This window comes from Microcella sp., assembly GCF_033763155.1.
GTDB lineage: Bacteria > Actinomycetota > Actinomycetes > Actinomycetales > Microbacteriaceae > Microcella.
This window is the reverse complement of record NZ_JANRKZ010000002.1, coordinates 1-15,476: the sequence shown is the minus strand read 5'-3', so window position 1 is coordinate 15,476 and position 15,476 is coordinate 1. Positions and strand designations below refer to the sequence as shown.

The following is a 15,476-nucleotide window of genomic DNA, read 5'->3' as shown; positions in this document are numbered from 1 at the left end:
CGTCAGAAACATGCTGGACTCACATTCGATTGCGGCGCTCGGCCCGTTGCGGACGTAATGAAGAGCGAACTCACCCCTGCTCCTCCGTCAACGGAGAAGTTTAGGGCCAGACCCCGTGTGCCATCTAGCGCAATGACCGGAAGCACCGTTCCGGCACCGTTGTCGATAGGCGCGACTCCAGCGCTCAGTTGAGTCCAATCTGCCCCCACCGCACCCGGCGTGGGGGGAACGATCATTGCTCCGCTCGATTGCTCGTAGATCACCCCGACCTCGTTGTCATAGAACCAGGCCTGACAGCGGGCGGCGCCGCCCGCGGTCGTTCGTGCAACCGCAAACACCGACGCTCCGTCAGCGTCGGGGTCCACAAACACGGCGGTCGAGTTGCGAACGGTCTCTTCGATGACGTTCACGACGAGCTGACCGTCGGTCGTGGAGCCGGTGACGTCGCGAACCGTACGATCGGCGCTTAGCGCGCTGAGAATGATGCTGCCAACGATGGTGATGACCACCGCGAAAAGCAGCATCGAGATGAGTAACTCGATGAGAGAGAAGCCGCTGTCGGCAGTTCGGGCGGAGGTCACGGGGTGCCCGCCAAGAAAATCTGCGTGCGAGCATCCGCAAGAACGGACTCGTCGGCATCGTTGATCGCGATCACGGTGACGGTGATGGCGCTGCCCGCAACGCAGTTCGCCACGGTCGGTACCGAAGTCGTGACTGAGATGGTCACACCCTGCGCGTCGACCTCTTGTGTTGTGGCGTTGAGCAGTTGAGCCGCCGCGCAGTCGGTTGCTCCTTGCGACCGTGCGTTGTCGATGGCCTGCGAAACCAACCGGGTCGCTGTAGCCGAGGTGGAGTTGAGCTCAGATGCCCGAATGGCCGAGATGATGACGGGAATGAAGGCAATCGCGAGAAGCGAGATAAGGAACATTGAGATCACGATCTCAATGAGACCGATGCCAGCGTCGGTGCGATCACGGCGCGCGGCTTCACGGCGAGAGCGGAATCGCTCAATCGTCATGATCCCCCCGATCGATCCTGCACGTCAGTCTGGCGCTACTCGCGAGGCGAGTTCCTGCGAACACCGTACAGTGGGGCCGTCGATACCGACGGCCCCACTGTCAGTCTTGCTTACGTCCGGTGTCGATTACGGACCAGCGGGGCAAGCGCCGGCAGCGGGGCCAGCGTTTCCGCTGGTGACGCTGAACACGTCGCCGCTGTCGCTGGTCGCCTGGAGGCAGAAGGTCTGTCCGCCCGTGACGATGGTCACGAGGCCCACCGGGAAGCCGAGGTTGGCGAGACCCGCACCGTCGCCCGCGGCCGGGCCGGCCGGAGCCTCGACGAACGAGCTGACCACGGCGACCTTGGCGGTGGCGAGGTTCGAGATCGCGGCCGAGTTTTGCGCCTGCTGCTGCTGGCCCAAGAAGACCGGCACGGCGATGGCGGCGAGGATGCCGATGATGATAACGACAACGAGGAGCTCGATCAGGGTGAAGCCCTTTTCGTTGTTCTCGATGCGGTTGAGGCGGTTCTCAAGAGCGGTACGAATGGACATGTGTCCGTTTCCTTTCCCATCAAATGAAGGTTGATAGGTGGGCCCCCCACGGAACATGAAACCGGCCCCCCACTGGCTTATTCTGTATCCCCGCCTAATGCCCCGGCATCCCCATTGCGGGGGTCACCCGGCGTGTCGCCTAAATCTGGTTGAAGATGTCGAAAATGGGCAGGTAGAGCGCCACGATCATGCCGCCAAGCACGACACCGAGAAACGCGATCATGAGCGGTTCAATGAGCGACGTCAACGCTTCGGTGGTGCTTTGCACTTCGCTGTCATAAAAGTCAGCGATCTTCTCGAGCATCGTCTCGAGAGCTCCCGAGTCTTCACCCACGGCGATCATTTGCGTCACCATGCTCGGGAAGATCGGCTGGAGGGCGAGGGGGGCGGCAATCGTTCGCCCTTGTCGCACTGACTCTTGCACGGCCTGAACGGATTGCTCGATCTGCCAGTTGCCCGAGGTCGAGCCCACGATCGACAGCGCCTGCAGAATGGGCACACCCGAGCCGATCATGGTGCCGAAGTTACGAGTGAAGCGCGCGATCGCGATCTTCTTGAAGAGGTCACCGAACACCGGCATCTTCAGGAGCAAAGGCTCCCACACCGAGCGGAACTTGGGTGTGTGACGGTTTGCTCGCCACCAGATCGCGCCGACAACGCCGCCGATCACCACCAGAGGCCCGAGCCACACCATGTTCTGTGAAATCACGACGAGGATGCGCGTCGGCAGGGGCAGCTCACCGCCGAGATCGGAGAAGAGATCTTCGAAGATAGGCACGATGAACACGATCATGCCCACGACCGCCAACAGGGCCATGATGAGCACGACCACGGGATAGGTCAACGCCGACTTGATCGTCGCCTTGAGCTCGACCTCTTTCTCGTAGTTCTTCGCGACCGAGTCGAGCGAGGTTTCGAGGAAGCCGCCCACCTCGCCCGCGCGAACAAGGTTGAGAAAGATCGGCGGAAAGACGCGAGGATGCTTCGCCAGAGAGTCAGAGAACGTGCTTCCGCTCTCGACCCCGCCGCGCACATCATCGAGAGTCGATGCGAGCTTCGGGTTCTCTGACTGATCGGCAAGAATCGTCAAAGCCTTGAGCAACGGAAGACCCGCGCCGATCATGGTGGCCAGCTGCCGGCTCATGACCGAGAGATCTTTGATCGAGACCTTCTTGTCGAAGAGTCCGCCGAGTGAGATATCGCGGTTGAGTCCCGTGCCGCCCGTGACCTGCTTGATTGACACCGGCGCGATGCCCATGGTGCGCAATCGCGCCACAACAGACGGCTCGCCCGCAGCATCCACACGGCCCTTGACGAGCTTGCCGCTGGCGTCTCGACCGGTGTACTCGTAGGTGAGCGTGGCGGCCACTATCGGGCTCCTCCGAATCCGTCAGCAAAGGGGGTGGGGGCAGCACCCGAAGGCGCTTCTGTGCGGTGCACGAGCCGGTTGAAGTTCTCCGCCTCTTGCACCTTCGACTGGGCAGCGTCGTACGTCACCATGTGACTGTTGACGAGGTCGGCCAGGTGCTGGTCCATCGTGTGCATGCCTGCCTCGCGACCGGCCTGAAGTGCCGAAGGAATTTGGTAGGTCTTGCCCTCGCGAATGAGGTTTGCGATGGCGCTCGTCGCCATCATGATCTCCGTCGCGATGATTCGACCTTGGCCGGATGCTCGGGGCAGCAAGGTCTGACACACCACACCCTGCAGGGTGAGGGCGAGCTGCGATCGCACCTGGGTTTGTTGGTGCGGAGGGAACACATCGATGATGCGGTCAATGGTTTGCGCCGCCGATTGGGTGTGCAAGGTGGCAAACACGAGGTGACCCGTCTCTGCGGCGGTCAACGCGGTGGAGATGGTCTCAAGGTCACGAAGCTCACCAATGAGGATGACGTCGGGGTCTTGTCGCAGAACGCGCTTGAGGGCGTCGGCAAACGAGTGCGTGTCGCTGCCTACCTCACGTTGGTTGACAAGCGCTCGCTGGTTTTGGTGCACGAATTCGATGGGGTCTTCGATCGTGACAATGTGATCGGCGCGGGTCTTGTTGACCAGGTCAATGAGGGCCGCGAGGGTCGTCGACTTTCCCGAACCGGTCGGGCCCGTGACGAGCACGAGACCACGGGGCAACGTCGCGAACTTCGACACCACGTTGGGCACGCCGAGTTGCTTGAGCGACTTGATCTCGGTCGGAATCAAGCGAAAGGCGCCGGCCATCGCTTCGCGATCCTTATAGATGTTGACGCGGAACCGATCGCCGCCCCGGGGGCTAATGGCGAGGTCAAGCTCCCACTCGGTCAAGAAGTTCTCTCGCTGATGCGGCGTCATGATGCTCTGCAGAATCGCCGTGACCTCGGCGCGACTCCAGACAGTCGAGTTCGACGCGGGCCGCAGTTCGCCGTCGATGCGCACCATGGGCGGGGCGTCGCCCGCAACATGGAGGTCGGATGCTCCGCGCGCGATCACGTCGTCGAGCGCCGCGAGCAGCGCCGGGTGAATGCCCGCCAACGCCCCGCCAGCAACGGGGGGCGGCGGGGGTGCGATGACGGGAGCAAGGCCCGCGGGGGGCGCAGTGGGGTCAGGAGCCGCGATGGGCTGTTGGCCGACCGGCGGAGGGGGTGCCAGGTGTGTCATGTCGGCGGAAAGGTCGGGAAAGGGCACAGCCGGGCTCGGAAGCGGGGGGACGGCCATCGTCGACGACGACGGCACAGCCTGGGCGGCAGCGATGCCCGCACTCTCGTCTCCGGTCACTGACCACACGCGGCGTGCGGTCGGTGATTCGCCGCCTGTCGGCGTTCCGAGTCCGAGCGAGTCGGTCATGGTGTTCCCCTCGTTGACGCGTAATGCGAGTGACGTTGCCTACAACTGTGTCATGCGATTGTCGCGTGCAGGTGACCCCCACGACCACCGCGACGGTTGCCGCGTGTCGTCAGGCAACCACGCGCAAGACCTCTTCGATTGACGTCAGGCCCGCGCGCACTTTCGCCCAACCGTCTTGCCGCAAAGTCAGCATGCCCTGGGCCGTTGCGGTGTGCATGATCTCGACGCTCGAGGCCCGTGCCACCGCGAGGCGTTCGATCTCTTCGCTCACCATCATGACTTCGTGCAGGGCGAGGCGGCCGCGGTAGCCCGTGCCCGAGCACGCCGAGCAGCCGACGGCGTGGTAGAACCGCGGGCTGAATTCGTCTTCACGCCGGCCGAACCCGAGGTGGTCGAGGTGCGTCACGTCGTACTCTTGCAGCTGCTTGCAGCGATCGCAGAGTTTGCGGGCAAGGCGCTGAGCGACCACGCAGTCGAGAGCTGAGCCCACGAGGAACGGCTCGATGTCCATCTCAATGAGTCGAGTGATCGCACTCGGCGCATCGTTGGTGTGCAAGGTCGACAGCACGAGGTGGCCGGTCAGTGATGCTTCGATGGCGATCTGGGCGGTCTCTTGGTCACGAATCTCACCGATGAGCACAACATCCGGGTCAGATCGAAGAATGCTGCGCAAAGCGCTCGCGAACGTGAGGCCCGCCTTCGGGTTCACCTGCACCTGGTTGATCCCGGGCATGCGGTATTCGACCGGGTCTTCGACCGTGATGACGTTGATCTCGGGGCGAGCGACCGCGTGCAGGGTCGTGTAAAGCGTCGTCGACTTTCCTGAACCGGTCGGCCCGGTCACGAGGATCATGCCGTAGGGCTTGGTGTACGAGTTGCGGTACACCGTGAGGTTGCGGTCGAGCATGCCGAGATCGCCGATATCGCGACGCGTGGCGTTGTTGTCGAGAATACGCATGACGACCTTTTCGCCCCACACGGTCGGCAGGGTTGCCACGCGCAGGTCGATCACCTCGCCGCCGTGCTGCACCGACATGCGGCCGTCTTGCGGGCGACGTCGTTCGGCGATGTTGATGTCGCTCATGATCTTGAGGCGCGAGATCACGCCGTTCTGAATGTTCTTGGGGGCCTGCTGCACGTCGTGCAACACACCGTCGATGCGGTAGCGCACGCGCATCTCGAACTCACCGGGTTCGATGTGGATGTCGGACGCAAGGTCTTGAATCGCCTGGCCGATGATGAGGTTGACGAAGCGCACGATCGGCGCGTCATCAGCGTCGGCTTCACGCAGGGCGATCTCGTCGCTCTGGCTCGGCGTGACCTCTTCTTGAATCGCCGTCGAGAGGTCGCTCAGTTCGTTGTCGGCACGGTGCAGGCGGTTGATCGCGGCCGTGAGGTCATTGCGCTCGGCAACAACGGCCACGACGTGCATGCGCGTCAGGGCGCGCACGTCGTCCATCGCCAGCACATCACCGGGCTCGACCATGGCAAGCGTGATCGTCGTCGCCGTGGCATGGATGGGCAGGATGTTGTGCCGACGGCACAGCTGCGCCGGAACGAGAGCCACCGCAGCGCGGTCGATCGGGTACTCGGCTAGCTCGACGAACGAGAGCCCGGCTACTTCGGCCTTGGCCGACGCGACTTGGGAGGGCGACACGAGGCCGCGCTCAACGAAGTCGCCGACGACGACCTCGTCACCTTCTTCACGAAGCTTGTCGAGGGTCTCGATCGGCAACAGCCCACGAATGATGAGCACTTCGCTTACGGAAACCACAGCAGACCCCTCCCCCCTTGGATGCACACGGCCCGACAATGGGTCGCTTGCACGGACTGCCGGACCCTCACGGTACGACACGCCGTACTGCTGACGATAGTCCCGTTTTCGGGGGGAGTCCACACCAGTCACATTGTTAACATGTGCCCCACAACGGCTGCGGGGCCCTCACCGTGGTCGGTGCGGGCCCCGCAGTCGATGCGAGTGATTCGTCGCTAGCTGTAGGTGCCCGGCGTGAAGTCGTCGCTCGAGAAGGTATCGAAGTCGACGAACGACAGGTCAGCCTCGGTCAGGGCGGTGTCGTCAGCGAAGATGCGGTTGGGGTACCGCTCGGCCTTCGCCTCCTCCGTTGCCTCGACCGTCACGTTGCGGTACGCGGGAAGCCCGGTACCGGCAGGGATCAGCTTGCCGATGATGACGTTCTCTTTCAGGCCGAGCAACGGGTCGCTCTTGCCCTCCATCGCCGCCTGCGTCAGCACGCGAGTCGTCTCTTGGAACGACGCCGCCGACAACCACGACTCGGTCGCGAGCGAGGCCTTGGTGATGCCCATGACCTCTTGGCGCGCCGAGGCGGTCTTCTTGCCCTCGGCAAGTGCCGCGCGGTTGATCTGGTTGTACTTCGAGCGGTCGACGAGCTCACCCGGCAGCAGGTCGGTCTCGCCGTGGTCGACGACGGTGACCTTGCGCAGCATCTGGCGCACGATGACCTCGAGGTGCTTGTCGTGAATCGGCACACCCTGCGAGCGGTACACGCCCTGCACGCCCTCGACGAGGTGCTGCTGCACGGCGCGAACGCCCTTGACGCGCAAGACCTCTTTCGGGTCAACGGTTCCGGCGAAGATCTGGTGGCCCAGCTCGACGTGCTGACCGTCTTCGACGAGCAGCGTGGCGCGCTTCGAGACCGAGTACACGACCTCTTCGTCACCGTTGTCGGGCGTGAGCACGATCTTGAGCAGGCTGCCGTTGTCGTCGATGCTGATGCGGCCAGCGCTCTCGGCGATCGGGCTCGCACCCTTGGGGGTGCGCGCTTCGAACAGCTCGGTCACGCGGGGCAGACCCTGCGTGATGTCAGCGGCCGATGCCGAACCACCCGTGTGGAAGGTACGCATCGTCAACTGGGTACCGGGCTCACCGATCGACTGGGCCGCGATGATACCGACTGCTTCACCGAGGTCAACGCGCGTACCCGTGGCAAGCGAGCGGCCGTAGCACGCGGCGCAGACGCCGACTGCCGACTCACACGTGAGCACCGAGCGAACTTTGATCTCGGCAACGCCCGACGCCACGAGGCTGTCGATGAGCACGTCTCCGACGTCGGCGCCCGCCTCAGCGACGATCTCGCCCGAGGCGCTGACGGCATCCGTCGCCAAGGTGCGAGCGAACACGAGGTTTTCGACGTTGTCGTCGCGAACCCAGCTGCCGTCGACCTCGTGCGCGATCGTGAAGTCGAGGCCCTTACCGGTGCCACAGTCTTCTTCGCGAATGATGACGTCTTGCGCCACGTCGACGAGACGACGCGTGAGGTAACCCGAGTCGGCCGTGCGCAGAGCGGTGTCGGCGAGACCCTTGCGGGCACCGTGCGTGGCGATGAAGTACTCGGCCACCGACAGGCCCTCGCGGTACGAGTTGATGATCGGGCGAGCGATGATCTCACCGCGCGGGTTCGACACCAGACCACGCATACCGGCGATGTTGCCGACCTGCAGCCAGTTACCACGAGCACCCGAGGTGACCATGCGGTTGATGGTGTTGTCGACCGGGAAGTTGGCGCGCATCTCGTCGTTGACGGCCTTGGTGCCTTCCGTCCACAACTCAACGAGCTCGCGACGACGCTCGTCGTCGGTCGTCAGACCCTTGTCGAACTGACCTTGGATCTTCGCGGCCTTCTTCTCGTACTCGGCAACGATCTGCTTCTTCTTCGGCGGCGTGAGCACGTCGCTGAGCGCGACGGTGACTCCCGAACGGGTTGCCCAGTAGAAGCCAGCGTCTTTCACCTTGTCGAGCGTGGCGGCCACGATCGTCTTGGGGTAGCGCTCGGCGAGGTCGTTCACGATCTGCGAGATCGTGCCCTTATCAGCCACAGCATCCACAAACGGGTAGTCGGCCGGCAGCTGCTCGTTGAAGAGCGCGCGACCCAGCGTGGTCTCACGCAGTTCGCGACCGTCGGCGAACTTCTCGCCATAGAGACGGATGCGAATGGGCGCGTTGAGGTGCAGCGAACCCTGGTCCATGGCCATGATCGCCTCGGCGACCGACGAGAACGCGCGGCCTTCGCCGGCAGCGCCCTCGCGTACGGTCGTGAGGTGGTGCAGACCGATGATCATGTCTTGCGTGGGAACCGTCACCGGGCGGCCGTCAGACGGCTTGAGGATGTTGTTCGACGCGAGCATGAGAATGCGGGCTTCAGCCTGCGCCTCGACCGAGAGCGGCAGGTGCACAGCCATCTGGTCACCGTCGAAGTCGGCGTTGAACGCCGCGCAGACGAGCGGGTGCAGCTGGATGGCCTTGCCCTCGACGAGCTGAGGCTCGAAGGCCTGGATGCCCAAGCGGTGCAGCGTGGGTGCGCGGTTGAGCAGCACGGGGCGCTCGCGGATGATCTCTTCGAGAACATCCCACACCTGCGGACGCGAACGCTCGACCATGCGCTTGGCGCTCTTGATGTTCTGAGCGTGGCCCAGGTCGATGAGGCGCTTGATGACGAACGGCTTGAACAGCTCGAGTGCCATGAGCTTCGGCAGGCCGCACTGGTGCAGCTTGAGCTGCGGACCAACGACGATGACCGAACGGCCCGAGTAGTCAACGCGCTTGCCGAGCAGGTTCTGACGGAACCGGCCCTGCTTGCCCTTGAGCATGTCGCTCAGTGACTTCAGCGCGCGGTTGCCCGTGCCCGTCACCGGACGACCGCGGCGACCGTTGTCGAACAGCGCGTCAACCGCCTCTTGAAGCATGCGCTTCTCGTTGTTGACGATGATCTCGGGCGCACCGAGGTCAAGCAGACGACGCAGACGGTTGTTGCGGTTGATCACACGACGGTAGAGGTCGTTGAGGTCAGAGGTCGCGAAGCGGCCACCGTCGAGCTGCACCATCGGGCGAAGCTCCGGCGGAATGACCGGCACGACATCGAGAACCATCGCGGCCGGCGAGTTGCCGGTCTGCAGGAACGAGTTGACGACCTTCAGGCGCTTGATGGCACGGATCTTCTTCTGGCCCTTGCCCGTGGCGATCTGCTCGTGGAGCAGCTCGCTCTCGGCAGCCAGGTCGAAGGCCTCGAGGCGCTTCTTGATCGCCTCGGCGCCCATGTGTGCTTCGAAGTACAGGCCGTAGCGGTCTTGCAGCTCTTGGAAGACAGCGTCTTCCGGCTTCAGGTCGCCCACCTTGAGCGTGCGGAAGTCTTCCCAGACGCGCTCGAGCTGACCGATCTGCTCGTCGAACGACTTGCGGGCCTGACCCATCTCTTTCTCGCCCAGGTCTTTGACCTTGCGCTTCTGGTCGGCCTTGGCACCCTCGGCCTCGAGCTCGGCGAGCTCGGTTTCGAGGCGCTGCATACGCGCCGCGATCGCGCTGTCGCGCTGGCCCTCGAGAGTCTTGATCTCGAGGCGCAGCTCGTTCTCGAGACCCGGGAGGTCAGCGTGGCGGCCTTCTTCGTCGATCGAGATGACCATGTAGGCGGCGAAGTAAATGACCTTCTCGAGGTCTTTCGGCGCCATGTCGAGCAAGTAGCCGAGGCGGCTCGGCACACCCTTGCAGTACCAGATGTGCGTCACGGGAGCGGCAAGCTCAATGTGTCCCATGCGCTCACGGCGCACCGAGGACTTCGTGACCTCAACGCCACAGCGCTCACACACGATGCCCTTGAAGCGCACGCGCTTGTACTTGCCACACGAGCACTCCCAGTCGCGCGACGGGCCGAAGATCTGCTCGCCGAACAGACCATCTTTCTCGGGCTTGAGGGTGCGGTAGTTGATCGTCTCCGGCTTCTTGACCTCACCGTGCGACCAGCGACGGATGTCGTCAGCGGTCGCGAGGCCGATGCGGAGCTCATCGAAAGTTTTTGCGTCGAGCACGTGTTATCTCTTCTCTTACAGTCGTCTGCGTTAAGCGAAAGGTGCGGAGCCCGGCTTAGATCTCGTCGATCGACGATGACTCGAAGCGGGTGGAGATGTTGATGCCGAGCTCTTCAGCGGCACGGAAGACCTCGTCATCCGTGTCTTTCAGGCTCAGCACGGTGCCATCGGCCGAAAGCACCTCGACGTTCAAGCACAACGACTGCATCTCTTTGATGAGCACCTTGAAGCTCTCGGGAATACCGGGCTCTTGGATGTTCTCGCCCTTGACGATCGCCTCGTAGACCTTGACGCGGCCGAGGATGTCGTCGGACTTGATCGTCAGCAGCTCTTGCAGTGCATACGCAGCGCCGTACGCCTCGAGTGCCCACACCTCCATCTCACCGAATCGCTGGCCACCGAACTGGGCCTTACCGCCCAGGGGTTGCTGCGTGATCATCGAGTAGGGACCCGTCGAGCGAGCGTGAATCTTGTCGTCGACGAGGTGGTGGAGCTTGAGGATGTACATGTAGCCGACCGAGATCGGGTCAGGGAACGGCTCGCCCGAGCGGCCGTCGAAGAGACGCGCCTTTCCGGTGGAGTCGATCATGCGCACGCCATCACGGTTCGGCAGCGTCGAGTCGAGGAGACCAGCGATCTCGTCTTCACGAGCACCGTCGAACACCGGCGTGGCGATCTTGGTGCCGGGCGCCGCCTCGCGAGCGTTGGCGGGGATGCCTTCAGCCCACTCGGGGTTGCCGTCGATCTTCCAGCCACGCGACGCGGCCCAGCCCATGTGAATCTCGAGCACCTGGCCGAAGTTCATGCGGCCGGGAACACCGAGCGGGTTCAGCACGATGTCGACCGGCGTGCCGTCTTCGAGGAAGGGCATGTCTTCGACCGGCAGGATCTTCGAGATGACACCCTTGTTGCCGTGGCGGCCAGCGAGCTTGTCACCCTCAGAGATCTTGCGCTTCTGGGCGATGTAGACGACCACACGCTGGTTGACGCCCGAGCCGAGCTCGTCGTCACCGTCTTGCGCGTCGAACACCTTGACGCCGATGATCGTGCCCTGCTCACCGTGGGGAACCTTGAGCGACGTGTCACGCACTTCGCGCGACTTCTCGTTGAAGATGGCGCGCAGCAGGCGCTCTTCGGCCGAGAGCTCGGTCTCACCCTTGGGCGTGACCTTGCCGACGAGGATGTCGCCGGGGCGAACCTCGGCGCCGATGCGGATGATGCCGCGCTCGTCAAGGTCGGCGAGCAACTCGGGGCTCACGTTCGGAAGGTCACGAGTGATCTCTTCTTTACCGAGCTTCGTGTCGCGCGCATCAACCTCGTACTCCTCGATGTGAATCGACGACAGCGTGTCGTCTTTCACGAGGTTCTGGCTGAGGATGATGGCGTCTTCGAAGTTGTGGCCCTCCCACGACATGAACGCGACTAGCAGGTTCTTGCCGAGAGCGAGCTCGCCGTTCTCGGTGGCGGGGCCATCAGCGATGACCTCGCCCACCTCAACGCGGTCGCCCGCGCTCACGACAACGCGGTGGTTGTAGTTCGTGCCCTGGTTCGAGCGGTCGAACTTGCGCAGCACGTAATCTTGCGTGCCGCCCTCGTCGAGCTGAACCGTGACCGAGTCGGCCGAGACCGACGTCACGACGCCCGCGGCAGTCGCCGTGATGACGTCTCCGGCGTCGACGGCCGCGTAGCTCTCCATACCGGTGCCGACGAGCGGCGACTCGGAACGCAGAAGCGGCACGGCCTGACGCTGCATGTTGGCACCCATGAGGGCGCGGTTCGCGTCGTCGTGCTCGAGGAACGGGATGAGCGAGGTCGCGACCGACACCATCTGGCGCGGCGAGACGTCCATGTAGTCAACCTGCTCCGACGGAACGAGCTCGACCTCGCCACCCTTACGGCGAACGAGCACGCGCTCTTCAGCGAACGAGCCGTCTTTGTTGAGCGGCGCACCAGCCTGGGCGACGACGTGGTCGTCTTCTTCGCTCGCGGTCAGGTAGTCGATCGTTCCCGTGACCTTGCCCTTGGTGACGCGGCGGTACGGGGTCTCGATGAAGCCGAAGGCATTGATGCGCGCGAACGAAGCGAGCGAGCCAATGAGACCGATGTTCGGGCCTTCCGGCGTCTCGATCGGGCACATGCGGCCGTAGTGCGAGGGGTGCACGTCGCGCACCTCAACGCCGGCGCGCTCACGGCTCAGACCACCCGGGCCGAGCGCCGACAGGCGGCGCTTGTGGGTGAGACCCGCGAGCGGGTTGTTCTGGTCCATGAACTGCGAGAGCTGCGAGGTGCCGAAGAACTCCTTGATCGCGGCGACGACGGGGCGCACGTTGATCAGGGTCTGAGGCGTGATCGCCTCGATGTCTTGCGTCGTCATGCGCTCACGCACGACGCGCTCCATGCGGCTGAGGCCCGTGCGCACCTGGTTCTGGATGAGTTCACCCACGGCGCGGATGCGACGGTTGCCGAAGTGGTCGATGTCGTCGACGTCGAGGCGCAGGTCAACGGGCTTGCCGTCGCGCACACCGGGCAGCGTGGTGCGACCCTCGTGCAGCGAGACCATGTAGCGGATCGTCGCGACGATGTCGTCAACGCTCAGCACCGAGTCGGCGAGCGGGGCATCCACGCCGAGCTTGCGGTTGATCTTGTAGCGACCAACCTTCGCCAGGTCGTAGCGCTTCGGGTTGAAGTAGAAGTTGTCGAGCAGCGCACGCGCGGCCTCGGCAGCAACCTGCTCGCCCGGACGCAGCTTGCGGTAGATGTCTTTGAGCGCCTCTTCTTTCGTGAGGATGGCGTCTTTCTCGAGGGTCTGCTCGATCGAGTCGAAGCCCGCGAACTTCTCGCGAATCTCTTCAGTCGTCAGTCCGAGGGCCTTGAGGAACACCGTGACCGACTGCTTGCGCTTGCGGTCGATGCGCACGCCGACCTGGTCGCGCTTGTCAACCTCGAACTCGAGCCAGGCACCGCGGCTGGGGATGATGCGCGCGGTATAGATGTCTTTGTCGGTGGTCTTCTCGAGCTGACGCTCGAAGTAGACACCGGGCGAGCGAACCAGCTGCGACACGACGACACGCTCGGTGCCGTTGATGATGAAGGTGCCCTTTTCGGTCATGAGCGGGAAGTCGCCCATGAATACCGTCTGGGTCTTGATCTCACCGGTCATGTGGTTCATGAACTCGGCCTCGACGTAGAGCGGCGCGGCGTAGGTCTTGCCACGCTCTTTGCACTCGTCGATCGAGTACTTCTGCTCTTCGAGGTAGGGGTTGGTGAACGAGAGCTGCATGGTCTCGCCCAGGTCTTCGATGGGCGAGATCTCTTCGAAGATCTCTTCCAGACCACTGTGGGTCGGAACATCGGTACGACCGGCAGCCTGCGCCTCATCGAGGCGGGCCTTCCAGGCGTCGTTGCCGACGAGCCAGTCGAAGCTCTCGGTCTGCAGAGCGAGCAGATCGGGAACCGTCAGCGTGTCGCTGATCTTGGCGAAAGAGAGCCGCGATGCGGTGCGGCCGTTCTTGGGGGACTGGTTCTTAGCGGTGCGCGCAGCAGCCAAGGATCTAACCTCCGTGGGCGGTCAAGCCCGAATACTGTCGTCAACAGACAGATGAGTGCGGTCGAATGGACGCGCCGAACCCGCGGGGATTTCGTGCAATCGAAATCCACCCCGCCGCTATACTCGGGGCACGATCGCCGCCCGCCATATGGCGGCAGATCAGACATGGGAGCGCAAACCTCAATACTAGGCGCGCTCGCCATGCAATGTCTAGTCCGATTCTTGACCAATCACGGTCACTGCGCTATAACCGCGCGCGCTCGCCCGCCGATGGGCGTCAGAGCGGCACCCGTTCGAGCAATGTGGCACTCTGGCGATCATGAGCGAAACGGTCGAGCTGCGACTTCCCAGCGGGCAACGCGCCGTCATCGAACCCGATCGCTGGGCCGCCGGCAGCTACACGCTCATCGTCGACGGAACCCCTCAATCACACGTCGATCTCGATGACCCCAGCCGGTTGTTCTTCGAATACGTGCAGCGCATCGGCCACGTCATCGACGAGTGGGGTGACCCCGGCCAGCCGATGACCGCGCTGCACTTGGGTGCGGGGGCCCTCACTCTGCCGCGCTACATCCACGCGACGCGTCCCGACTCGCGCCAGCAAGTCATCGAGCTCGACGAAGAGCTCGTGGCGTTTGTGCGTGAGCACCTTCCGCTCCCCCGCCAGTCGGGCATCAGGGTTCGCTACGGGGATGCTCGCGCCATGCTCGACCGCCTGCCCGCAGCTCTGCGCGGAGCGGTCGACTTCGTCGTCGTTGACGTGTTTAGTGGAGCGCGCATCCCGGCTCATGTGACCAGCGTCGAGTTCTACCGCGAGGTCGCCGCCTTTCTCGCTCCCGGGGGAATCGTGGCCGTCAACGTCGCTGACGGACCGGGACTCGCGTTCGCCCGCGGGCAGGCTGCAACCCTGCGGCTCGTGCTCGACGACGTTGCCGCCCTCGCCGAGACGAGCGTGCTCAAGGGACGCCGGTTCGGAAACGTGGTCCTCATCGCCTCAGGCTCACCGTTGCCGCTTGACTGGATGCCTCGGCTCATGGCCCGCGGTCCACACCCCGCCGCGGTCGTGGCAGGAGCCGACATGGTCAACTGGATCGCGGGCGCCTCGGTCGTCACCGATCAGACCGCCATTGCGTCGCCAGCACCCGCGACGAGCGTGTTCACCCGCAGCGGCCCCGGATCGCGCTAAGCACATGCGGATTGCGCCCATGCGGTTTTCAGCGAGCAGCATCATGCTCGTGACACCACTCTCATGGGGAGGATGAGGTTATGGTTCGAGGTCGTTGTGCCGTTCTCGTGGTGGCCGTTGCGGTGGCCCTGGCGGGGTGCGCCGCGCCGGACGACGCAGTCGACCCCATCGACCCGCCGGCGAGTACCCCCGCGCCCGAGCTGACCGAGCCCCCGGTTGTTCCGCTGGCGCCCACCGGCGAGTTCTCCACTCTCACCGACGGCATGACCACACCGTGGTCGGTCATCCCCCTCGCGACCGGCTCGATGCTCATCAGCGAACGCGACACCGCGCGCGTGTTCGAAGTGACGGCCGATGGCGAACGGCGCCTTGTCGGCACCGTTCCGGGAGTCAGACCTGGCGGCGAAGGGGGGCTTCTCGGCATTGCCGCGCGCGACACCGGCACGCCCTACCTCTACGCCTACTTCACGGCTGCCCGCGACAACCGCATCGTGCGCATCGAGGTGACCGGCGCACCGGGGTCGTATGAACTGGGTGAA

The 15,476-nt window shown here is 63.9% G+C and carries 10 protein-coding genes; 2 read left to right on the top strand and 8 right to left on the bottom strand.

What is annotated here, in order from left to right:
- Positions 1-2: 2 nt before the first annotated feature.
- From SFU54_RS00075 to rpoB, 8 genes are all read right to left on the bottom strand, one after another.
- On the bottom strand, positions 3-581 hold the full coding sequence (locus SFU54_RS00075; RefSeq protein ID WP_319014288.1) for a prepilin-type N-terminal cleavage/methylation domain-containing protein: 579 nt from the start codon (positions 579-581) through the stop codon (positions 3-5).
- Positions 578-1,018, bottom strand: a complete 441-nt coding sequence (locus SFU54_RS00070) for a hypothetical protein (RefSeq protein ID WP_319014287.1) — start codon at positions 1,016-1,018, stop codon at positions 578-580. The genes SFU54_RS00075 and SFU54_RS00070 overlap by 4 nt, the downstream gene beginning before the upstream one ends.
- A gap of 126 nt (positions 1,019-1,144) precedes the next feature.
- Positions 1,145-1,552: a prepilin-type N-terminal cleavage/methylation domain-containing protein gene (locus SFU54_RS00065; protein ID WP_319014286.1), complete on the bottom strand. Its 408-nt coding sequence runs from the start codon at positions 1,550-1,552 to the stop codon at positions 1,145-1,147.
- 139 nt (positions 1,553-1,691) lie between these two features.
- Entirely contained in the window at positions 1,692-2,921 is a 1,230-nt protein-coding gene (locus SFU54_RS00060; protein WP_319014285.1) for a type II secretion system F family protein, read from the bottom strand.
- Positions 2,921-4,366 (bottom strand): type IV pilus twitching motility protein PilT, encoded by a 1,446-nt coding sequence (locus SFU54_RS00055; RefSeq protein WP_319014284.1) that lies wholly within the window; start codon positions 4,364-4,366, stop codon positions 2,921-2,923. Before SFU54_RS00055 ends, SFU54_RS00060 begins: the two co-directional genes overlap by 1 nt.
- A gap of 109 nt (positions 4,367-4,475) precedes the next feature.
- Positions 4,476-6,140 carry a GspE/PulE family protein gene (locus SFU54_RS00050; protein WP_319014283.1) on the bottom strand — a complete coding sequence of 555 codons (1,665 nt, stop codon included), beginning with the start codon at positions 6,138-6,140 and terminating at the stop codon, positions 4,476-4,478.
- 215 nt (positions 6,141-6,355) lie between these two features.
- The gene (gene rpoC, locus SFU54_RS00045) at positions 6,356-10,204 is read right to left on the bottom strand and encodes a DNA-directed RNA polymerase subunit beta' (RefSeq protein ID WP_319014282.1); all 3,849 of its coding nucleotides are present in this window, start codon (positions 10,202-10,204) and stop codon (positions 6,356-6,358) included.
- A 55-nt stretch (positions 10,205-10,259) separates the two neighbouring features.
- A complete protein-coding gene (rpoB, locus tag SFU54_RS00040) occupies positions 10,260-13,751 on the bottom strand; it encodes a DNA-directed RNA polymerase subunit beta (protein ID WP_319014281.1) in 3,492 nt (1,163 codons plus the stop codon).
- Between the two features lie 319 nt (positions 13,752-14,070).
- On the opposite strand from rpoB, the gene SFU54_RS00035 reads away from it, so the two are divergent.
- Positions 14,071-14,937 carry a fused MFS/spermidine synthase gene (locus tag SFU54_RS00035; RefSeq protein WP_319014280.1) on the top strand — a complete coding sequence of 289 codons (867 nt, stop codon included), beginning with the start codon at positions 14,071-14,073 and terminating at the stop codon, positions 14,935-14,937.
- Between the two features lie 80 nt (positions 14,938-15,017).
- Positions 15,018-15,476 (top strand): PQQ-dependent sugar dehydrogenase (locus SFU54_RS00030; protein WP_319014279.1); only part of this gene is annotated, 459 nt, incomplete at its 3' end.